Raw genomic sequence first — 20,941 nt, 5'->3', positions numbered from 1 at the left:
GACCGTCGGCGCTACCAATGGTAGCGCAGCGTACCTTTTCCGGCATAGTTACTGCTATTGCCGGAAAATTCGGCATCGAATGCAGCGCCCAATGACAGCCCGTTGTTCCAGAGCATTTCCGCTGAAACACTGGCGAGCCCGGTATCACGGGGCATGGTTGCGCCATTCACGACAAAACCGGCTCCCGGCAATCCTGCAAATACAGCCGTCATGGCACGGTCATTATTGAAGTTTCTCAGCCACGCAGCCCTGCCTGCAAGGGTGAGAACCCCATCAGGGAGCACAAAGGATTTATCCGCTCTTAAACCCAGTTCGCTGCGACCGGCTGTTTCGTGTTTCGATGCATAATCCAGCGCATAGCTATCCTGACCACCGCCGATCTTTTCGGCATAGGACGGCAGGTTGAAGCTGACAAATTGCCCGGCGGCATAGGGCGTAATCCCGATCCATGGCGTATCGAAACGATAACCAGTTTCCAAACGGCCCGACCATGCATTGGCATTATAGTCGGCCTGCAATGTATCCACGCCATTCATTGCGGCGGCGCGCTCTGTCTCTATATCCTGCCAGCCATAGGCAAGCGCCGCGCTGAAATAAGCGTTTCCGACAGTCTGACGACCATAAAGGCCAAGCTGGAACAGATCGGAATCACCGCTGCCCAGACCATCGGAGAGACTGAAACTGCCATGTCCGCCAGCCACGGCAAAGCCGAGCAAGGTGTTGGTTGACAGCTGGTAGTCCGCACCCACGGCCACGCCGTTGATCTTGCTGCGCAGATCATGCGAACCGATGATGTTGTCGCCATCCAGCGAGCGCGACGCGCCATAACCTGCGCCCCACAGATTCCATCGTCCCATAAACGGGTCGTACGTATCGCGCGTAGCTGAAGTCGCTCGACCCGCCACCAACGGATCGGTCAGCGTCGTCATGAACTGGCTCATCGCATCCACGGTTGTCTGTTGTACGGCGGTCGCCAGTTCGCCCGATGCGACTGTCAGGCCTTCCGCATCCAACCCACCATAAGCCAGCGGAATTTGACCTTCCCGATTGAAATAGTCGACCAACGCCGCAGAGACATTGCGCTGGTTCACATTGAGGCCAGTCAGGTTCAAGGTCAGATCAAGATAGGCATTATCGGCATCATAGCTCAGGTTAGAGCTAAAACTTTGAGGCAGATCCGTCGTCAGTTCCGTGCTGAACCGGCTGTCGCCAATTCCGCCTTCCGCGTTCAGAATCGTATAGCGACGCATGACATATTTATCGGGCGCGAAAGTCGCGGCCACCATCGCCCCGCCCAGATCGGCTTGACCGCTGACATTGACCCGGTCGGCGTCCGATGCAGAAACCTCCACGGCATAGGTCGATGCGCCGGTGAAGCTCAAGTCGCCGTTGACCGTCAGCGTGCCGATGGAATTGCCGGGCGCAAGCGTGCCACCGTCAATATGCGTGGTGGAAACCATGCCGTTTCCGCCAAGTTCACCGCCTTCATGGACGGTGACCAGCGATGAAGACGCAATCGAGCCGTTGACCGCAAGACGACCGGCATAAATCTCCGTCGCGCCTGAATAGCTGTTGTTACCGCTCAGAACACTTGTGCCTTCACCGATTTGCCAGAACGCGCCAGACCCGGAAATGGCTCCCGAAAAGGCATAATTGTCGGAGCGATTGAAGGCGAGCGTGCCATTGTTGACGATATTACCGGCAATGCTTCCCGTTTCGCCAAGTCCGACCACCAGCGTACCGGCCACTACCGTCGTGCCGCCGCCATAGCTGTTATTGCCGGCTAGCACCGTCACGCCGCTGCCGATTTGCTCAAACGAACCCGAGCCGGAAATATCGCCTTTCAGCACAACAGTTCCCGAACGATTAACGACGAACTGCCCGTTATTCTCGACATTTGCCGCAAGCGTGCCGTTTTCACCGCCATCGCCCAGTTGCAGCGTGCCGGAGGATACGGTGACGCCGCCGCCATACTGGTTGCGGCCAGTTAAAACGAGAGCGCCGCTACCCGCCTGCTCCAGTTTGCCGTCACCCCACACCATTCCGTCGAATGTCACGGTATCGGACCGATCAAACGCCAGTGTTCCGTTATTGATGACGTGACCTGTGATCGAGCCGGACGTACCCCCATCACCGATCTGCAAACGTCCGGCGGTAATCGTCGTCGCACCGGTATAGGTGTTGCTGCCAGTCAGAACGGTTGTGCCTGTGCCGATCTGCTGCACGCTACCCGTACCCCTGATCGCACCTGCATAGGTCATTGTGTCGGAGCGGTTGAAGCCCAGAATGCCGTTATTGCTGATATTGCCCATAAGGGAGCCGGTTGTGCCGCCATTGCCGATAACCAGCGCACCCAAGGTGATAGAGGTGCCGCCCGTATAGCTGTTGTAACCTGACAGGATTGTGGCGCCTGACCCGATCTGGTTTACCCCACCACTACCGCTGATATCGCCGGAGAAAAGCACCGCATCCGAACGGTTAAAGACAAGTGCGCCATTATTCACGACACTGCCTTCGATCCAGCCGGAATTGCCGCCTGTGCCGAGTTGCAGGACACCATTGGCGATGGTCGTTCCGCCATAATAGGCGTTGTCGGCTGCAAGGATGGTCGTACCGGACCCGGCCTGCACGAACGAACCAGTTCCGACGATTAGGCCTTCGATACTGTAACTGTCCGACCGGGCGACTGTCAGAACCCCTTCGTTCAAAATCCCACCGATGATGGAGCCTGTCGTTCCGCCGTCACCGATCTGCAATGTGCCATCAGAAATGAACGTATTGCCGGTATAGCTGTTGTCGCCGGTCAGAACCGTCGTGCCCACGCCTGCCTGAAACAGCGCGCCTGCACCCGAAACCATCCCCGAATAGGCGTAGCTGTTCTGCCGGTTGAATACGAGACCGCCATTATTGACGATATTTCCCGCAATCGAACCCGTTGCGCCACCATTGCCAATCTGGAGGAAACCATTGGCAATGGTCGTGCCTCCACCATGGGTGGCCTCGCCACTGAGAATGAGCGAACCCGCCCCCTCCTTGTACAAGGCTCCGCTGCCCGAGACATCGGACGACAGGTCGAGCGCTGTTCCCAGCAATGTGTCGATCGTGGCCGTGCCGGACAGTTCCACATCCCGCGTGAGAGTGATATTGCCGAGCGTCGCCAGCGCCGCGTCACTGATCTGAATGGTCGCCGAACCGGTGCCGATATTCTGCGCTTCATAGATCGCAAGCGTGCCGCCGAGAATATTGGCCTCGCCCTGAAAACTGTTATTGCCTGTCAGGACCAGAATACCGTCGCCATCCTTGGTCAGTCTGCTATTGACGCCCGCGCCGGTGATGTCGCCCGCAAAAACCGTATCACCGCCCTGATTGACGGTGAGACTCGCATTGTCGATGGCGATGGTGCCGCCGCTTCCCCACAAGGAACGTATGGTGAGCGCATTGCCGTTGAGATCTAGCGTGCCGCCTGTCATCAGATAATCGGTCATGTTCGGCAGCGCGCCGGGTGTATTGGCCGCCATACGGAGCGTGCCAGCCTCGATCAGCGTGCCGCCGGACCAGCTATTCGCCGCATTTCCGACGAGCAATGTTCCATCGCCCTGCTTGGTCAGCGAACCCGCGCCGGAAATACTTCCGCTCAGTTGCAGTTGGGTCCCTGACGCCACGTCGAATGCCGCTTCACCGCCCAATGACACGAAGCTGGCGAGCGAGAGTGCGCCAGTCGTCTGCAGCGTGCCATTGTTGATCGTCAGACCATTGGTGGCCTGTCCCAGATTATTCGCGGCAGAAACTTGTAATATTCCCGCACTGATGATCGTATCACCGGAATAGCTGTTGGAACCCGACAGAACAAGCAGGCCGTCGCCGGTTTTCTCCAGCCCGTCGCTGCCTGTAATCGTCGATGCGATAGTTGCGGTTTCACCGGCCAGCACACGCAATTCCGGCACGGCTATGGTTATGACATTGTCCGAATAGCCGGTGAGATTGAGGGCCGCGCCACCCGTGATCGTATAGTCACCGCCTGCGAACTGGAGCCCGACGGCTGTTTGCGTTCCATCCAGCGTGACCGTGCCCCCAGCACCGCGGAAAACCGCGTAGCCGCTTCCCCATTGGGAAAGAAGCGAAGGATTACCGCCGACAGGATCGTACCAGTTCTGTTCTGTTGCGGACCATGTGCCGGTATCGCCCCAGGTCTGAAGAATATTGAGGCCGTTGGCTGAGACCAGAAGGTCCACGGCGTTCGGCGCGTTTTCAATGCTATAATTATACGCGATGGGACCGGTAGCCGGCGTCTCGCCGACTATCAAACCGCCATTGGATTCCGTCAGGCTGCCGCTATAGGAAATCATGCGATGATAGCCGAGCAGCGAACTGGTCGAACTTCCATCGACCTTCAGCGTCGCGCCGTTCAACGCCAGATCGCCGTTAACCTGAATGGACGCCGCCTTCTCCCCATTGGAGGCGCCGAACCCATAGACAAATGTGCCACCGCTTTGAAGCGTCAAGTCGCCATTAACCGTCAACGGTGATTGCAAGCTCGGTGCGATCTTGCCACCATTGTTGATCGTGGTGTTGCCCAATGTGCCGGAACCGCTGATCGCCCCGCCTGCATTAACTGTGATCGTGCCTCCGACAACAGCCGAACTTTTCAGCACGACACTGCTGTTGGAAACGGTCGACTGACCGGCGAACTGGGCCAATCGCGGACCAATGATTGTGGTTTCACCGCCCAGAAAATTGATTGTGCCAGTGCCCTGCACCGTCGTATCAAAGCGGTAGCCAGCGGTATCATGATTGAGGTTGAGCGTTCCCTGACTACCGAGCACTATGGTGCTGTAGATCGTTCCGGCTGCGACCGCTGTCTCGCCCGCAGCTGCGCCAATATTCACTGTACCCTGCGCTCCGTTCTGTCCAACATGCACGATGCTGCCGCCTGCCGCCAGGCCAATGCGTGCACCATTGGAAACGGTCAGTGTTCCAATACCGGCATAGCCCACATTGACTTCGGCGATATTCAGAAGCGAACCGGCCCCGTCCACCAGGACCCGCGCTGTGTTGCTGCCGGGATCGCCCGTCCCAAGCATCAACTGACCGCCATGCGCCACGCCGCCCTCAGTGATGGAAAGCAGATCACCGATATTGACGGCGCCACCGACATGAAGGCTTGATCCTGCTCCGCTGACAGTCAATGAGTTTTCTGGGCCGGCAACAACGGATGGCGTGTCGCCCACAACGACGTCTCCACCAACATTCACCCTGCCGCCATTCGCTATGCCAAGTGAGTCGTTGCCATAGCCCGTCACCGACAAAGTTCCGCTGACATTAAGACTAGTGCCGATGCCGCTTACTTGCCCGGATGCCGTTTCGCCCTGAGCAGACCCTACAACAACATTCTCGGCATTCAGTTGCGCGCCCGAAATCAGGGCCAGCGTGCCGCCATGTATGCCGAGGTTACCGTTGAATGTTTCGGGCGACCCGGTCAAAGTCCACGTACTGGTATCACGCTTTTCGAGCGCATCGAATCCTTGAAACCTTTTTTCAAAACCGGTCAGGTCGAACTGGGCCGCACCAGCCCCACCAAAAACCAAAGTGTTCTGGCCGTTCTTATCCGCGACGACCTTGCCGCTGAAGGCATAACCGGGCCCCAGAACCAGCGTATTATTGCTACCGCTGAATTGCACGGCGGCGGCACGCGAACCGTCCTGATTGACGCCGCCGGAAATCGTTCCGGCATTGAAAAGGGTTGCGTCGCCCGAAGAGAAATAGACCCCCACACCGGCAGCACCAGATTGTCCGTCGGAGCCATTATACCACCAGGAAGGTGGCGACGACGGCGTCGAAGGCGCTTTTCCGCCCGCCCCTGCATTGCCGCCCGTAATATTTGCACCGGCACTGTTGGTCAGTGTGCCCCCCGCGGCCATGGAAACGCCAATGCCACCATCACCGCCACGGCCGCCATTGCCACCAGTGTCTGCACCACCGCCGCCGCGACCGCCATCACCACCGTTTCCACCTGTAATCGTGCCCGCATTCGAAACCGCAGCAGCCGTTGCCGTCGCGGTAACACCATTTCCACCACGACCGCCATCGCCACCATCAGAAGCTGTATTGCCACCCGGAAGGCTCGCTCCGCCGTTTCCGCCATCGCCGCCTTTTACGGTAACACCTGTTTCGATCGCGATCGTAGACTGGCCGAAGGAGCTGATAGCGTCACCGCCTCCGCCGCCATTACCGCTACGTCCGCCACCTGTTGTCAGGGTATCGTAGGGAGCAGATGGGAGCGATATGGGGCTTGAACATTCAATTTCGCCCTCATCGTCCTCGCAAACCATCACGCTGCCACTAGTGTTTTCGTCGGCGTGCATACCAGAAATTCCGCCTGCACCACCTGCCCCACCATTGCCGCCCATAATGGTGCTGCCGTTGCTGACTGTGAGGTCGGACGATGTGGAAATGCCGATACCACCACCACCACCGCCGCCACCGCCACCGCCACTGCCACCCTCGCCGGGCGTAACGGTGAAAACGTTCCATACCGTCACGCCATCGCCACCCTGCCCGCCACCACCACCAGCCCCACCCGCGCCGCCGATGAAGGTCTGGCCGGAAAGCGTCGTCACGGAATCGGTGAAGATCGCGCCGTTCCCACCACCCCCACCGCCACCACCGCCTCCGCCCGAAGCGCCATTGCCGGTGGCGAAAGCGCCTTGCCCCTTTTTCCCACCCTCGCCGGGCTTGCCGCTATCGCCATCGAAGCCGTGCACCACGAGAACATCGGGCGCTGAAACTCCTGAATATCCGAAAATACCGTTGATGCCCGCAGCGCCGCCATAAGCTTTTCTTGCACCCTCGCCACCGGCGCCGCCACTTGTCGAGGAAGCATGATTGCCATTATGGACACCGCCCGCGGCGCCACCGGCACCTCCTCCTCCGCCGCCACCGCCCGATGTAGCGGAAGCGCCCAATCCCTGCCCACCCGGGTTGCCTTTCGCATCGTAATGCGACGGCGGCGTACCTTCAGCTCCACCTGCCCCACCAGTCCCGGATTGCTGTTGTGCATCAGCATTTCTGACCATCAAGGGCGAACCGATAACTGTCGCAGAAACCATGAGCGCGCAGAAAATCCGACCGAGCGCGGTTGTACTCGCCAACCGACGTTTGCCACAGTCGATTTTGGTTGACGCCGTCTCTGCACCGAAAACGCATTGTCTGAGAAAACCGAACTTCAGCTGTCTCAAATCGCCCATTCGACATTGCCCCGACAAATTGACTTATCTGCCTGAAAGGATTTGCCATAGGCTTCGGATTTATCAAGAGATTCCGGACGAACAGCCATTCTGGTTTGCTGAATTAACACAGATGGACAATCGGAGTTATCGCTCAGCCGGATAATCGACGACAAATTGTGGGATACGTTATAGATAGCGGGTCAGCAGATCAGCCTGCTCTCGCAAAATAGCGGCAGCTTCATGGGGCGTTTCAGTGTCCAACAGAGCCGCAATCGCTGCTTCCAGAATGAGAAGATTGCGAGCTTTTAGATAGCGAACACGCGCTTTCTCAGCAATTATATCCAGTTCTTCGTGGCTCAATCCTATATGCCTCAATCTCGCATGTACCGCAGACGTCACGTCAAAGCGGCTCAAAGCCGCTCTTCCCAACCGCAAGCGATTGCCTTTGTTCCTGCATGTTCATGGCATCACAAGCGATCCGGCATTGGAACAAATTTGCCCGCCAATTGTTCGACCCAGCGAAAATCATAGGATTCCTATGGTGTCCATGGATTAGGATATGGTCGTGCCCAAAGACGCAAGTGATGATTCATCTTCGGACATCAATCAAACACTCCCACGCTGGCGTCGCGCAGCGCTTTTCAAGCAGCTGGGTCCTGGCCTTATTACCGGCGCAGCGGATGACGACCCGAGCGGCATAGCAACCTATTCGCAAGCAGGTGCCCAGTTTGGATACAACATGCTGTGGAGCATGTTGTTTACGTTTCCGCTTATGACAGCGATCCAACTGGTCAGCGGCCGGATTGGTAGAGTTACCGGTAAGGGGCTCGCTGCAAATTTGTGCGAAATCATTCCCCGCTGGGCGCTGCTTTCGCTTGTTGGGCTGCTACTGATCGCCAACACCATCAATATGGGTGCCAATCTATCCGCCATGGGCGCAGCCGCCAGTCTGGTGACAAACGGCTCTCCCGTCGTGTTCACGTTAGCTTTTGGGGTTTTATCGCTCGGATTGCAACTCTTCATAACCTACGAAACATATGCTCGCTATCTCAAGTGGCTTACACTCGTTTTACTTGCATATGTAGCAGTATTGTTCGTGGCGAATGTCGACTGGTGGGCAGCTTTAAAAGGCTTTTTCTGGCCAAACTTTCCGCTCCAAGGCGAAAGCCTCACGATGATCGTTGCCATTTTCGGAACGACCATAAGCCCATATCTCCTGTTTTGGCAAAGCTCTCAGGAGGTAGAAGAAATCGACAATTCAGAAGATGAGCAGCCGCTTCGTAAAAATCCCGCAGAAGCAAAGAAGGAACTGAAACGTATTCGTATCGATACTTTCGCTGGCATGGCTGTTTCTAATATTGTGGCTATCGCAATCATCATGAGCACAGCAGCAACCCTGCATGCGGCGGGAAAGACCGAGGTCAATTCCGCAGCCGAGGTCGCCGAAGCCCTCAAGCCATTGGCAGGCGATTTTGCTTTCCTCATCTTCAGTTTGGGGATTATTGGAACTGGGCTTTTGTCGTTACCTGTGCTTGCGGGCTCGGTCGCCTACGCCTTTGGCGAATCCCAAGGTTGGAAATGCGGTCTGGCGAACAAGCCCTGGGAAGCGATTGGATTCTACGGCGTAATCGCACTGGCTTTCCTAGTGGGAGTTGCGATTGCGATTTCGTCCATCGACCCTATTGCCGCATTATTTTGGAGCGCGGTTGTCAACGGTATCGTCGCGGTTCCAATAATGGCGGCCATGATGATCGTAGCGAGCAGGCGCGATGAAATGGGCAAATTCACGATAGGTTTTGCAACAAGATTGTTCGGATGGATTGCGACCGTCGCGATGGCGGCAGCTGCCGTCGCAATGTTTGTATTCTGGTAGTACTCCAAATCAAATGATTGCGGTTAGTCTAGGACACGATGTGCCTCTCTTCGATGTAGCTTTCCCCCCATTCCTTCATTGCAAGCATATGCCTGACCCCACTGGGGCGTTCACTACAGGCACCCTTCGCGAGCCTCTATCACTGGACGGTTGAGCATATGGATACGATCCGGCATCTCCAGGCAGAGTTCGACAGCCGTCAGGCGTGATATTGCGTTATCCTTCCGCCGAGCTTTCAGCTTCGAGACGTTATGATAGCGTCTCCAGTGCTTTCGCGAGTTCGCTGATGAGCGGTGAAGGGGCATCGACTGTGTATATGCCAAATTCGGCGATCGGCGCTATGGGCAGGTTGTATCTTCCATTGATAGTCTGGCAATCTGATGGGACTGCTTCGGAAAACAGCACCCCAACGCCCAACCCTCCCCGCAAAGCCGTTAACATGGCGGGTAAACTTTTCACGCGACAGCCAACGGTCCATGCAATGCCTGCTTCTGCGAGGGACGCGATCATCCGGTCCTGCCACGAACAGGATGTTTCAAAAAGAACGACGGGAAGCGGGTTCTTTTCGTCCACGTCGAGCAATCGGCTTGCGCACCAGACCAGTTGATAGGATATGAAACTGAGCGGCGGTAGAGCGAACCGAGCGGGATCGGCGACAACAATGTCGGTCTGCCCTTCATGAAAGGAGCGCGCAAGCTGCGCCGAATTGGATGAACTGAGCTCAATGTCAACCGAAGGATGTTTCTGCCGGAACTGAGCAATCGCGCCTGGCAGACGCGTGACGGCGAGATCTTCGAAGAGCCCCAGCCGAATACGACCCACCAGTTTCTTATCGAGCAATCCACGCTGCATATCCTCGGTGAGCGCAATGACCCTCCGCGCATAAGTCAGAAAGGCCTCTCCAGCTTCAGTCAGAGAAACCCCGCGCGAGGATCGCGTGAACAGTTCCCTGTCCAGCTCCTTTTCTATCCGCTGCAATTGCATGCTGACGGCAGCCTGTGTGCGCGCAAGACGATCCGCTGCCTTACTCAAGGCGCCCGTTTCGGCAACGGCGATGAACATCCTGAGAAGTCTGAGATCGTAACTCGCGTCCATAATGAATCCTTATACCTCACTAATAATTATAAGGGTACACGAGGGGCGAGGCCTTTGGCAATATCACACCAGAAACCAGGAAATGGAGCATCACATGTCCCACTATAAAGATAAATTGGCTGCTTGCGGTATCGACTGGCCCAATCTAGCCCGGCCTGATTTGCCCTTCTCGCCAACAACGAAAGTCGATAATTTTCTCTATGTTTCAGGCCAGATACCCGAAAAGGGCAGCGACATTGCTTATGTCGGGCAGGTCGGTCGCGATATTGATATAGAAACCGCACTCGAGAGCGCGAAACTTTGCGCCGCGAATGTCATATTCTGGGCGAATGCAGCTCTCGATGGCGATCTTGATCGCGTCGTCCGGCTGGCCAAGCTTACGGTCTTCGTCAATGCCGTGCCCGGGTTCACCGCCTATTCGCAGATCGGCAATGGCGCCTCGCAGGTCATGAACGCGGTTTTCGGCGAACGCGGCGAGCATGCGCGTTGTGCCATTGGCGTGGCGGGGCTGCCAGCCAACGTGCCAGTCGAAGTTGAAGCCGTTTTTCACATTCGTTGATCAAGGGACCTGCAAATGTCCGTCGTGCATTTCAATCATAGCGGCGCGGGGCTGCCATCCGCCGAAACGGTTCAAGCGGTCGTTGATCATCTGCGCGTCGAAGCGGAACGCGGTCCGATGGAGGCTGGTGCGTTTGCATCCGATGCCATCCAGAACACCTATCAGGCGGCAGCACAACTGCTGGGCTGCTCGCCACAGGATGTCGCCTTCGGAACCAGCCATGGCCAGCTTTATGGCAACCTGATTGCTTCGATACCGCTATCTGCCGGCGACAAGATTGTTGTCAGCCGTCAGGAATGGATTGGCAATGTTTTATGCCTGCAACGCTCCGCAGATTTGAGCGGCGCTTCGCTCTCCTTGATGGCTTCGGATGATACGAGCGCTGTGGACCCCGTTGCGCTCCTTGAAAACCTCTCATCGGAGGTGCGCATTGTCGCTCTTACCTGGATTGGAGCAGGAAGCGCATTGATCAATCCTGCGGCCGCGATTGGCGCCGCCATTCGTGAGGCCGGTTCATCAGCGTTTTTTATCATCGATGCCAGTCAGGCAATTGGACAGGTGCCGATCAATGTTGCCGAATTAGGCTGTGATGCTCTGATCGCGTGCGGGCGGAAATTTCTACGCGGGCCGCGCGGAACGGCATTGGCCTATATTTCTCCCCGCCTTGCAGCAGAAATCGTGCCGCGTAGCATCGACAACCTGTCCTCAACCTTGAGCACCGGAAACGTTTTGGTGGCAAACAGCGCTCGGGCTTTTGAGTTTGGTGAGGAATCGGTGGCCCTCAAACTCGGTCTCGGGAAAGCAATAGAACAAACCCTCGCTTTGGGTGTGGACCGCATCCGACTGGATCTGGATCACAAAGCGAGCGTTCTTCGTCGGGCACTTGGTGAAATACCGGGCGTCCATTTACTTGATCTTGGAGACAGTAAAGGCGCTGCCGTCACCTTTGTAATTGATAGCTTTCCTTGCGCGCCTGTAAAACAACATCTCGCTGATATGGGCATCAACATCGGCATGAACGGAACGGGCTACACGCCTTACGACATGTCGATACGCGGGATTTCGGAACTACTTCGAGCCTCCGTACATTTGAGCACTACCGATGAACATATCGCCGTGATCGTCAATGCAGTCAGATCAATCACCAGTTCCAGAGTTCGAGTATCAAAATGAATCACAGAAAGCAGACTGCACTTCTTCTGGGTGGAAACAAAGGACTTGGCTTGGGCGTTGCAGAGGCTCTTTCAAGGCGCGGCGTGAATGTTGCACTCGTCGGTAGGGACAAGGTCGCCATGCGCGCAGCGGAAGAGCGCCTTGGCACACATGCTGGTTCGGTGAAGTCGTTCACCTGCGATCTAACCGATGCTGCCAGTGTCACCAGAATGATGGAAAATGTGGACAATGCCATTGGCAGCATCGATATCCTGCTTCTGAATGGCGGCGGCCCCGCCCCAATCGCAGCGTCACGATATGACGAAGCCTACTGGAACACGCAGATCAGAAGCATGTTCCTCAGCCAAATCGAGATCGCCGCTCACTATCTGCCAGCCATGCGGAAACGTCATTTCGGTCGGATCATCGCTGTATCCTCGACAAGCATCCGGGAACCCATTCCCAATCTGGCTGCATCCAATGCCTTAAGATCTGCCCTCGCGGGATGGGCCAAGACGCTTGCCACTGAAGTGGCTGGAGATGGCGTAACTGTCAATGTCGTCATGCCGGGCCGTTTTGCGACCGAGCGTACAACCCGTCTGGACGAGTTGGATGCCGCCGAGCGAGGTGTAGATCCAGCGGTCATTGCTGCCGAGAGCCAGCGAGAAATTCCCGTCGGACGCTATGGCACACCGGAGGAATTCGGCGAGGTTGTGGCGTTCCTTGCCAGCGAGGCGGCAAGCTATGTCAACGGTGTGGCATTGCCAATCGACGGAGGCCTCAGTCGTTCGATGATCTGACACGCGCTTTGTCAGACAAAAATCAGCACTTCCCCATCTCGATGGCTGCGACAACGCATGAAACGGGATGAGCAAGCCGCCAAACTGAAAGGCCTTGCACTTTTCCAAAACCAAAATAATCAACCTCAATATTTTTCTATTAGAAAATTTCTGTTGACTCCGCACGTCATTTTGAAATATCTATGCCTCAACAAAATAAGAGGGGCGTTAAGTAAATGCGTGCATTGCTGGACAAAATCGATCGGAAGCTCGTCAAGCTTCTGTCAGACGACGCACGCGATGGCGCCAACCAGATCGCCGAGCGGCTTGAGCTCAGCCCACCCACAATTAGGGCGCGACTGAAAAACCTTATCGAGAATAAGCTTTTCAAGATTTCCGGCGTTGTGAACGTTTCGGAGCGTCCCGAGCTTGTCGTCGCGATGATGGGCATTCACGCTAATGGACAGGGCCGTCTCGACGAAATCGCGCGAAAGATGTCCGAGCTGCCTTTCGTCACTTCCGTAAGTATCGTCACCGGCAGATACGACATTCTTTGCGAAGTGATGTTCGAGGGAGATATGGAAGAATTATACCGGGTGACGAGTGAGTTGCTGCCCGGACTGGCAGAGCCAGGAACAATTCAAGGCAGCGAAACCTTCGTTGTCATGAAATCCCATAATAAGTGGCTGAGCCTGCCGCGCGGTGTATGGGAAGACGAAGAGAGCGACAAGCAGGCTCAATAATCCGCCACCAAAATGACCGTTCTATTTGGCCGCCTTGCGCGGAGACGACCGACTATTGCCTAACGAGGGAGAACTGAAACAAAATGTTGAAGAAAATCAATGCACTCATGGCGTCTGCAATGTTTGTTGCGCTCATGGGAGCAGCTGCGCAGACCACGACAGCGCACGCTGGAACACTTGACGATATCCTCGCCCGCGGCGAACTGCGCGTTGCGGTTCAAACCCAGGGCCCACCCTATTCCTTCATGGACAGGAACGGTAAGCGGACAGGAAGCGCCATTGAATTGACCGAACTGATGGCCAAGGAAATGGGCGTTAAGGTAACATATCTCGATTTCGATTGGGATGGACTCATCCCGGCGCTCCTTTCCGGTAAGGCTGACATATTGGCAGCAGATATGACCGCCACGATGAGCCGTGCGACCAAGGTTGCGTTCACCAAGCCATGGATTCACGTCGGCACTGTTGCTTTCACCGCTGCAGGCGGCGACTTCAAGAGTGTGGAAGACTGCAAAAAGCCCGGAACGACGGTCGCTGTCATTCTCGGATCGACTGCGGAAAAGAACATGCCGAAATACTTCCCAGAAGCGACCGTGAAGGCGTTCAAAGGCGGCGGTACGGTGGTTCTTGACGCGGTTGCATCCGGCCAAGCCCAATGCGGTGTAAACGACAACACGGCGGTCGCGGCCCAGGTGCAGAACTATCCTGAAGGCACATTTGAAGTCTTTCCGGAAATGCTTAGCGCAGAACCGCTTGCCTATGCAGTGCGCTACGACTCTCAGGACCTGATGATCTGGACGAACCTGTTTCTTGACAACGTGACGCTCGATGGCCGTTTGAAAGAAAACATGGATTATTGGGTCAATTCAAACAAGTGGCAAGCTGACCACTGATACCGACAGAGGTGCGGAACCATTCCGTTCCGCACCTTTGATCAAAAATTGAATCCAACCGGTGAGACATGTTTGGCAATCTGAACATACGGGTCATTTCGGAATATCTCCCAGATCTCTGGCAGGGTTTTCTGAATACAATGATGTTGTCGGCAGCCGGGTTCACCGGCGCAATGATCATAGGCATTGTTGCTTGTGCGCTCAGCATCCAGCCCACCCGCTGGCTGCGTACGATCGGCATTGCCTATATCGATCTTATCCGGGCAACCCCGCTGCTCGCGCAACTCTATTTTCTCTATTTCGGGCTGCCGCGTCTCGGCGTCATCCTGCCGGAAATGGTCATCGGCATCATAGCCCTGTCAATCAATTCCGGTGCCTATGTTGCTGAGATTATTCGCTCGGGCATCCTTTCCATTCCGCGCGGCCAGTTCGAAGCGGCTTTAAGTTCTGGCTTCACCTATATGCAGCGTATGCGCCTTATCGTTCTGCCGCAGGCGGTGCGACCGACAATTTCGCCGATGATCGGACAGGCAATCGTACTTGTGAAGGATTCGTCCCTTCTTTCTCTGATTTCCGTCGTTGAGCTTACCCGCGTCGGGCAACAGATCGCGCTTGATCGCTTCATGCCCGTTGAAGGGCTTGCAGCGACAGCTGCGGGCTTCCTGCTGATCTATTATCTGCTCAAGGCAATGGCTGGCACCTGGTCGCGTTTCAATCGCATGCCGGAACGCTAACAGGAGGCGCATATGTTTTGGTTTCAAGTCGAACGTTTGTTGAACTTCTGGCCCGTTCTGCTGAAGGGCCTTGGGATGACCGTTGCGCTGTCACTCCTGTCCCTCGTCATCGGGATGGTGATTGGACTGATCTTTGGAGTGCTTCGCGGCAGCGGAAATCGATGGCTATCAGCGATAACCGGGTTCTATATCGATCTGTTTCGCGGCACGCCCTTTCTGGTTCAGGTTTTCATCTGCTTCTTCATTCTGCCAACGATTGGGATTGAACTCACTGCATTCAATGCGGGCGTGATAGCACTTTCGAATCTGTCAGCGTGCTTTATTGGTGAAATCGTTGCTTCCGGCATCAAGGCGGTTCCGCGCGGGCAGACCGAGGCGGCAATTGCGTCGGGCTTCACCTATGCTCAACAGCTTCGGTTGATCGTCATGCCGCAGGCTTTGCGTATTGTTCGCCCTTCTCTGGTTGGACAATTCATCCTGCTCGTCAAGGATTCCTCTGTTGTTTCCGCGATCGGTATCATGGACCTCACCCGCTCCGGCTGGATGATCGTACAGAATATTCCTAACGGTCTGCTGGTCTTTGGCGTCGTCGGTATCGGTTACTTTATCGTCTGCTATCCGATGATCTATCTTTCACGTCGCATCGAACGCGGCACGCAATCTCCTATTTTGTAATTGGACAGGTCTAATGATTGAGTTTCAGGGTCTGAACAAATGGTTCGGCAGCGCGCTTCATGTGCTCAACAATATCGATCTGAAAGTCAGCAAGGGCGAAGTCGTCGTGGTTTGCGGACCTTCCGGCTCCGGCAAGAGCACGCTGATTCGATGTGTCAATGGACTGGAAGCCTTTCAGTCTGGAAAGCTTGTCGTAGACAGCATTGATTTGAGTTCCAAGGCAGCTGCCTTGCGTGAGTTGCGCATGGAAGTCGGGTTTGTCTTCCAGCAGTTCAATCTGTATCCGCACAAGACAGCACTTGAGAATGTAACCCTCGCTCCCATTCATGTGCGTGGATTATCAAAAGCCGAAGCCGAGAAACGCGGCAGGGAACTGCTTGCCAAAGTAGGCCTCGCCGACCGCATGAATAATTATCCGAACCAGCTGTCGGGTGGTCAACAGCAGCGTGTCGCCATTGCGCGCTCACTTTGCATGCAGCCCCGGATAATGCTGTTCGATGAACCTACGTCAGCGCTTGATCCTGAAATGATCAACGAGGTGCTGGATGTCATGGTCAGCCTTGCCAAAGAAGGCATGACAATGATGGTTGTCACCCACGAAATGGGTTTCGCCCGAAGCGTTGCTGATCGTGTCGTATTCATGGATCGTGGTTCGATTATTGAAAGCGGCGAACCGGAAAACTTCTTCAAGAACCCGCAAAATGAGCGCACGCGCGATTTCCTGAGCAAAGTCCTCCACCACTGACGCGACCTTCGTCGCATAATTGAGATAGATCGATCCTCATGCAGCATCGTCAGCAAAACGGTGAACGACTTTCTGTTGCCATCATCGGCGCGGGAATTGTCGGATGTAGCGCCGCACTCACTCTTGCCAAAGAAGGTCACAGCGTCACGGTTTTTGGTGATGAGGAGCCGGGGGCCGGGACTTCCTATGGAAACGCGGGCGCTATTGTCACGGGTTCGATTACGCCTACCGCAACACCCGCGGTGGTCCGCTCTCTGCCAACCTATATGTTTAACTGCAACTCTCCGGCAGTCTTGCGCCTTCATCATACCGCGAAAGCGCTGCCTTGGATAAAGCGCTTCATCGCGGCGGGCACCACAACAGCGGTTGATCGCATTGCTGCAGCGATGCATCCTCTCGTTTCCCAAGCTCTGGTCGCGCATCAGGAACTGACGGCGATTGCTGCAGTCAAGGATCTGATCACGCAAGAAGGTTGGCTGAAAGTCTATGACAGCGCCAAGGATTTCCAAAGCTCTGCACTTGAACGCCAACTTATGGAACGTCACGACGTCTGCCACAAAATCCTTAGCCAATCCTCGCTTCTGGATCTTGAACCGGCGCTCAATCCCGCTTCGTGTTTTAAGGGCCTCTATCAGCCGAAAGCAGGAAATGTCCGCTTTCCGAAGAAACTCGCAAGCGTCTATCTGGAAACAGCACATACTTTTGGTGCGGCCTTCGTTCGCGAGCACGTCAGCTCAGTTCGACCTTCAGAACGGGGCGGCGTCGCGCTCCGGGTTTTCTCCGGAGAGCAGCACTTTGATCGTGTGGTCATTGCAGCGGGTGCATGGTCCTCCATTTTAACAAGGCAACTTGGAGACAAGGTTTCGCTTGAGAGCGAACGCGGATACCACATCAGCTTCGGTGAAGGGTCCCAGTCATTGTTACGTGGTCCGGTCGTCATTCCCGGCAAAGGCTTTGTTTTGTCTCCAATGCATGACGGGTTGCGCCTGATAAGCGGCGATGAACTGGCGGGACTGAAAGCACCACCAAACTACAAGCGCATTCGCGCGCTACTGCCGGAGGCTATGATGGCCGTACCAGCCCTCAAGGACTGGCGCCCGGCATCTGAATGGATGGGCCATAGACCCTCAACGCCCGACACATTACCGGTGATCGGCCGAGCCCATAAATGCCGCGACGTGATCTATGCGTTCGGACACGGGCATCTGGGAGTGACTCTCTCCGCTATAACCGCCCAGCTTGTTGCTGATCTGGTCGGCGAACGTACGCCTGCTATCGATATTACACCATACAGCCCCACGAGATTCTGAAATCCGATGTCTGCATTTCCTATTAATCTTGATAACACTCCGCAATTCGATGGCCCCCTTCCTGATGTTGTTGACGTAACAATCATCGGCGGTGGCATCATCGGAGTTATGGCGGCCTGGGAACTGCGGAAACGTGGATTGAAGGTCCTTCTCTGCGAGAAAGGTCGCATCGCTGGCGAGCAATCCAGCCGAAACTGGGGCTGGATCCGTCAACAGGGTCGTGATTACGCAGAACTGCCCATCATGATGGACACGATCCCTCTCTGGAAAAGCTTAAACGAGAAGATCCTCGAGCAGATCGGCTTTCGCCAGAAAGGCATCACTTATCTCGCACGCAGCAAAGCCAAGCTCGCAAAATTCGAGCAATGGCTCGACGGTGCGCGCCAATACGGCGTCGATACGCGCATGTTATCCCAACGCGAAGTTGGCGCGATGATATCCGAAGGTAGAGGCTGGATTGGCGGCATGACCACACCGTCCGATGCTATGGCTGAACCGTTCGTTGCGGTCCCGACATTGGCTCAGGCAGCCGCTGAAGACGGTGTCATCATTCGCGAAAATTGCGCCATTCGCACATTGGACATTACAGGCAATCACATTCAAGGTGTCGCCACTGAGAGCGGCTATGTAAAATGTGAGAGAGTGGTAGTTGCGGCTGGCGCGTGGAGCGCCCTGTTTTTGAAACGGCACGGCATTCATCTCCCCCAACTGTCCGTCCTATCTTCTGCCTTGCAGATAGAACTGGCGACAGCGCCGCACGATGCCGCTGCCGCCGATGACCGCATCGCGTTCCGGCGTCGCACTGACGGGAGCTACACATTAACACCTTGGTCCACACATGATTTCTTCATCGGTCCGGATGCCTTCAGAAACTTTTCAGCTTACATTCCACAGTTGCGCGAGGACTTTACAAGCACGCGGTTCCGGCTTTCCGCTCCGCAGAATTATCCAGATGCATGGCGAACGCCCCGACGCTGGTCGAAAATAGACGAAACGCCGTTTGAGCGGTGCCGTGTACTGGATCCGAAGCCCAACCAGAAAGAGCTCAGCCGGGTTCTCAAGCAATTCGCTGCGGCATTTCCGAAGATCGGGACACCGCGCATTATACGAAGTTGGGCTGGCATGATCGACACCATGCCAGACGTGTTGCCCGTCGTGGATCAAGCCAGTATAAGCGGGCTTACGATTGCCACAGGAATGAGCGGCCACGGTTTCGGCATAGGTCCGGGCATGGCTCGTATTATCGCGGATCTGGTAGAATTGCGCCAACCGTCCTGGTCAATAGAACAGTTCGCGTTGGCGCGATATTCAACATAGTCGGATTGGGAGTCAGAACCTGACCCCGCCACCCATCAGTTTCCGGCAAGCATCTTTGCAAGCATGAAGCCAGAGCCGGCGCCGGTGCCAGCACCGGGCCAGGTGGAGGCGCCGCACATATAAAGTGAGCGGACGGGCGTTTTGTAGCGCGAGTATCCTGCAATGGGGCGGAACAGGAAATTCTGATCGAGATGGTGTGAGCCGCTCAAATTGTCACCGCCGATAAGATTGGCGTTCTCACGTTCAAGGTCTGCGGGTGAAAAGACCGAGCGCGCCCGGATCATGCCGCTGATCCCGGGCGCATAGCGCTCAAGGATTCCGATGACCCGATCGGCATAGGCGTCCTTCGCACTGTTCCAATCCGCAACAGCGATCTCTCCCATCGCATCGCCCTTGATCTCCGCCGGGAGGACACGGACCTGCACCCAGAGAACATGCTTGCCTTCCGGTGCACGCGATGGATCAATGGCCGTGGGCTGGCCAACCACAAGGGCCGGTTCTCCAGGCAGCAATCCATCCATAGCTTCCGCGTAAACCCGCGCCATCATGGCAAGGTCCGGGGCAATATGAACATAAGCGAAGCGCTTGAGTTCAGCGCCCGCAGTCCAGTTTGGCAACTCGTCCATGGCGAGGTGGATCATCATCGTGCCGGGTCCGGCCCGAAAAGCATTCGTCGCCTTGTTAACTTTTTGGGGGACCGCCGACCGGGGCAACATGTCACTGCCAAACAGCACCTTGGGATTGAGGTTGGCGATCACCGCCCGCTTCGCACTCAACGTGCGTCCGTCGGACAACACCACGCCCGTCGCTCTTCCGGCCTTGTCGAGACTGATCTTTTCGACACGCTGACCGAGAATGAGTTGTCCACCCTTCTCCTGCAGGAGACCCGCCATCGCGCGAATGATCGTATCTGCGCCTCCCTTGCCAATAACCATGCCGAACGCCTGATTTGCCATTGACTCGAGATAGGGAAATAGTGCTCCGCCTGCAACGTCGGGCGCGAAATCAAGATGCAGACCCCAAGCGGCCATCATGGCCTTAAGTTTGGGACTTTCGAAATTCGCGTCAAGAAAATCACGTGGCGTCGCCAGCAGAAGCTGCGCGATACGCCAGAGATTATCCATGCCGAGCGACCTGTAGGCCTTCCAGACTGTCCTTACCGCGGCTAGAGAAGGCATCGGCGAGCCGAGTAGGCCGAAAATATGCGGCGCATTGCGCTCGAAATCAGAAAGCATAGTCGCCCACGCCTCGGCGTCGACGGGCGACAGTTCCGCAATCCTTGCATTCGTTACCGTCACATCGCTGGAAACGCCAAGATGAGTACCGTCGCGAAAGACACTGGCAAAGCAATTTTGCGCCGGTACGAATTCGAGACCCTGTGCAGCAAGATCCGCGGCATAGGTTGCGTGAAAAGCTGAGCCAGCGAACATCGAAAGGTTCATGGCAGCCCAGTCGTGACGGAAGCCCGGCTCTGTCAACTCCAGGGTCTTCACCGCCCCGCCAGGAGAAGCTGCCGCTTCGACAACAGCAACACGCCAACCCTTTGCCGCCAGATGCACCGCCGCAGCGAGGCCATTATGCCCCGCGCCTACGACCACCGCATCGAACTCAACGTCATGTCCACTCATTCAGGCCCCCATTATTTTCAAATGCATATAATAGTGTAGATCGATCTCGGCAGGCTTCTGACCTCGCAGATTTAAATCATCAGGTCATCGCGGATATTGAAGGCCCGATATGTTGTAAAGTTCACCTTTGAGAGCAGGCATTTCGTTGCATTCACATATGATATCTTTTAAGCTTCAAGAAAATTCATATCAAGCTTTTTTAAAAAGCGAAT

15 protein-coding genes are annotated in these 20,941 nt (G+C 55.7%); 11 read left to right on the top strand and 4 right to left on the bottom strand.

All coding sequences use genetic code 11. The features are described from left to right. Nucleotides 1–11: 11 nt before the first annotated feature. Both HWD97_RS09970 and HWD97_RS09965 read right to left on the bottom strand, forming a co-directional pair. On the bottom strand, nucleotides 12–7,148 hold the full coding sequence (locus tag HWD97_RS09970) for an autotransporter-associated beta strand repeat-containing protein (protein WP_371834979.1): 7,137 nt from the start codon (nucleotides 7,146–7,148) through the stop codon (nucleotides 12–14). A gap of 264 nt (nucleotides 7,149–7,412) precedes the next feature. Next, entirely contained in the window at nucleotides 7,413–7,586 is a 174-nt protein-coding gene (locus tag HWD97_RS09965) for a hypothetical protein (protein WP_167836062.1), read from the bottom strand. Nucleotides 7,587–7,785: 199 nt separating this feature from the next. Here HWD97_RS09965 and HWD97_RS09960 point away from each other — a divergent pair, with 199 nt between their 5' ends. Next, nucleotides 7,786–9,099 (top strand): Nramp family divalent metal transporter, encoded by a 1,314-nt coding sequence (locus tag HWD97_RS09960; protein ID WP_121537670.1) that lies wholly within the window; start codon nucleotides 7,786–7,788, stop codon nucleotides 9,097–9,099. A 249-nt stretch (nucleotides 9,100–9,348) separates the two neighbouring features. Here HWD97_RS09960 and HWD97_RS09955 read toward each other — a convergent pair whose 3' ends face one another. Beyond that, complete coding sequence (locus HWD97_RS09955) at nucleotides 9,349–10,194, bottom strand: LysR family transcriptional regulator (protein WP_109366152.1); 846 nt, start codon at nucleotides 10,192–10,194, stop codon at nucleotides 9,349–9,351. Between the two features lie 94 nt (nucleotides 10,195–10,288). On the opposite strand from HWD97_RS09955, the gene HWD97_RS09950 reads away from it, so the two are divergent. The 10 genes from HWD97_RS09950 to HWD97_RS09905 all read left to right on the top strand — a co-directional run bounded on the left by HWD97_RS09950 (nucleotide 10,289) and on the right by HWD97_RS09905 (nucleotide 19,101). Then, nucleotides 10,289–10,753 (top strand): RidA family protein, encoded by a 465-nt coding sequence (locus HWD97_RS09950; protein ID WP_167836061.1) that lies wholly within the window; start codon nucleotides 10,289–10,291, stop codon nucleotides 10,751–10,753. A 15-nt stretch (nucleotides 10,754–10,768) separates the two neighbouring features. Then, nucleotides 10,769–11,926, top strand: a complete 1,158-nt coding sequence (locus HWD97_RS09945; RefSeq protein ID WP_121537666.1) for an aminotransferase class V-fold PLP-dependent enzyme — start codon at nucleotides 10,769–10,771, stop codon at nucleotides 11,924–11,926. Continuing rightward, nucleotides 11,923–12,705, top strand: coding sequence for an SDR family oxidoreductase (locus HWD97_RS09940; protein ID WP_121537664.1), 783 nt, complete (start codon nucleotides 11,923–11,925; stop codon nucleotides 12,703–12,705). Before HWD97_RS09945 ends, HWD97_RS09940 begins: the two co-directional genes overlap by 4 nt. 215 nt (nucleotides 12,706–12,920) lie before the next feature. Further along, nucleotides 12,921–13,427, top strand: coding sequence for an Lrp/AsnC family transcriptional regulator (locus tag HWD97_RS09935; protein ID WP_109366156.1), 507 nt, complete (start codon nucleotides 12,921–12,923; stop codon nucleotides 13,425–13,427). Between the two features lie 83 nt (nucleotides 13,428–13,510). After that, the gene (locus HWD97_RS09930; protein ID WP_171317717.1) at nucleotides 13,511–14,320 is read left to right on the top strand and encodes an ABC transporter substrate-binding protein; all 810 of its coding nucleotides are present in this window, start codon (nucleotides 13,511–13,513) and stop codon (nucleotides 14,318–14,320) included. 68 nt (nucleotides 14,321–14,388) lie between these two features. Beyond that, on the top strand, nucleotides 14,389–15,054 hold the full coding sequence (locus tag HWD97_RS09925; protein ID WP_109366157.1) for an amino acid ABC transporter permease: 666 nt from the start codon (nucleotides 14,389–14,391) through the stop codon (nucleotides 15,052–15,054). Between the two features lie 12 nt (nucleotides 15,055–15,066). Beyond that, the gene (locus HWD97_RS09920) at nucleotides 15,067–15,729 is read left to right on the top strand and encodes an amino acid ABC transporter permease (protein WP_121537662.1); all 663 of its coding nucleotides are present in this window, start codon (nucleotides 15,067–15,069) and stop codon (nucleotides 15,727–15,729) included. A 13-nt stretch (nucleotides 15,730–15,742) separates the two neighbouring features. Beyond that, a complete protein-coding gene (locus HWD97_RS09915; RefSeq protein ID WP_109366159.1) occupies nucleotides 15,743–16,474 on the top strand; it encodes an amino acid ABC transporter ATP-binding protein in 732 nt (243 codons plus the stop codon). A 38-nt stretch (nucleotides 16,475–16,512) separates the two neighbouring features. Next, complete coding sequence (locus HWD97_RS09910; RefSeq protein ID WP_121537660.1) at nucleotides 16,513–17,784, top strand: FAD-binding oxidoreductase; 1,272 nt, start codon at nucleotides 16,513–16,515, stop codon at nucleotides 17,782–17,784. 6 nt (nucleotides 17,785–17,790) lie between these two features. Further along, the gene (locus HWD97_RS09905; protein WP_109366161.1) at nucleotides 17,791–19,101 is read left to right on the top strand and encodes an FAD-binding oxidoreductase; all 1,311 of its coding nucleotides are present in this window, start codon (nucleotides 17,791–17,793) and stop codon (nucleotides 19,099–19,101) included. Nucleotides 19,102–19,136: 35 nt separating this feature from the next. Here the strand turns inward: HWD97_RS09905 and HWD97_RS09900 are convergent, their stop codons facing one another. Beyond that, nucleotides 19,137–20,729, bottom strand: a complete 1,593-nt coding sequence (locus tag HWD97_RS09900) for an NAD(P)/FAD-dependent oxidoreductase (protein WP_109366162.1) — start codon at nucleotides 20,727–20,729, stop codon at nucleotides 19,137–19,139. Between the last annotated feature and the right edge of the window lie 212 nt (nucleotides 20,730–20,941).

Source organism: Ochrobactrum sp. C6C9, from assembly GCF_022627935.1.
Lineage (GTDB): Bacteria > Pseudomonadota > Alphaproteobacteria > Rhizobiales > Rhizobiaceae > Brucella > Brucella teleogrylli.
The sequence above is the reverse complement of the archived record's forward strand: the minus strand, read 5'-3'. Positions and strand labels throughout refer to the sequence as shown.

What these genes read in the sequence shown, in the direction of transcription:
- HWD97_RS09910 (WP_121537660.1), top strand. Translation starts at nt 16,513, where the DNA reads ATGCAGCATCGTCAGCAAAACGGTGAACGACTTTCTGTTGCCATCATC.
- HWD97_RS09925 (WP_109366157.1), top strand. Translation starts at nt 14,389, where the DNA reads ATGTTTGGCAATCTGAACATACGGGTCATTTCGGAATATCTCCCAGAT.
- HWD97_RS09935 (WP_109366156.1), top strand. Translation starts at nt 12,921, where the DNA reads ATGCGTGCATTGCTGGACAAAATCGATCGGAAGCTCGTCAAGCTTCTG.
- HWD97_RS09950 (WP_167836061.1), top strand. Translation starts at nt 10,289, where the DNA reads ATGTCCCACTATAAAGATAAATTGGCTGCTTGCGGTATCGACTGGCCC.
- HWD97_RS09920 (WP_121537662.1), top strand. Translation starts at nt 15,067, where the DNA reads ATGTTTTGGTTTCAAGTCGAACGTTTGTTGAACTTCTGGCCCGTTCTG.
- HWD97_RS09905 (WP_109366161.1), top strand. Translation starts at nt 17,791, where the DNA reads ATGTCTGCATTTCCTATTAATCTTGATAACACTCCGCAATTCGATGGC.
- HWD97_RS09900 (WP_109366162.1), bottom strand. Translation starts at nt 20,729, where the DNA reads ATGAGTGGACATGACGTTGAGTTCGATGCGGTGGTCGTAGGCGCGGGG.
- HWD97_RS09955 (WP_109366152.1), bottom strand. Translation starts at nt 10,194, where the DNA reads ATGGACGCGAGTTACGATCTCAGACTTCTCAGGATGTTCATCGCCGTT.
- HWD97_RS09945 (WP_121537666.1), top strand. Translation starts at nt 10,769, where the DNA reads ATGTCCGTCGTGCATTTCAATCATAGCGGCGCGGGGCTGCCATCCGCC.
- HWD97_RS09930 (WP_171317717.1), top strand. Translation starts at nt 13,511, where the DNA reads ATGTTGAAGAAAATCAATGCACTCATGGCGTCTGCAATGTTTGTTGCG.
- HWD97_RS09940 (WP_121537664.1), top strand. Translation starts at nt 11,923, where the DNA reads ATGAATCACAGAAAGCAGACTGCACTTCTTCTGGGTGGAAACAAAGGA.
- HWD97_RS09960 (WP_121537670.1), top strand. Translation starts at nt 7,786, where the DNA reads ATGGTCGTGCCCAAAGACGCAAGTGATGATTCATCTTCGGACATCAAT.
- HWD97_RS09915 (WP_109366159.1), top strand. Translation starts at nt 15,743, where the DNA reads ATGATTGAGTTTCAGGGTCTGAACAAATGGTTCGGCAGCGCGCTTCAT.